1 protein-coding gene is annotated in these 381 nt (G+C 21.5%); it reads right to left on the bottom strand.

Translation table 11 applies throughout. From position 1 onward, the window contains the following. On the bottom strand, window positions 1-381 hold a 381-nt coding region (locus tag JFN88_RS16255), incomplete at both ends, for a hypothetical protein (protein WP_199020318.1).

The following is a 381-nucleotide window of genomic DNA, read 5'->3' as shown; positions in this document are numbered from 1 at the left end:
AATTCTTTTTGTTTTTGTTCTAATTGTAATTCTATAATTCCTTTAAAATCAATTTTTTTTAAAATAGAAGATCTATTTTCTGTTTGTTCTTGTTCTTTTATAAAATCCATATCAAAATCAGAGTCAGAATAATCACTAGATTCACTCTCACTTTCTTTTGTTATTTTAGAATTTTCATCTTTAATTACAAGAGATTTTGTTAATAATCTGACAAATAATTGATTAGCTAAATGTCGTTGAGTTACAAAGTTTCCTAGTTTTTGAATAGAATGTTTAATTGAATCCACAGAGTAAGCAGATTTTTTTTTATTTAATGAAATATAATTTTTTTCTTGCTCTTTTTTTAAATCAATTGCAATGGTTTTATTTATAAATTTTGTT

The sequence above is a fragment of the Paenibacillus roseus genome (genome assembly GCF_016424485.1).
GTDB classification, from domain to species: domain Bacteria; phylum Bacillota; class Bacilli; order Paenibacillales; family Paenibacillaceae; genus Paenibacillus_D; species Paenibacillus_D roseus.
Note: the sequence above shows the minus strand (reverse complement) of the source record. Positions and strands in the feature narration are given on the sequence as shown.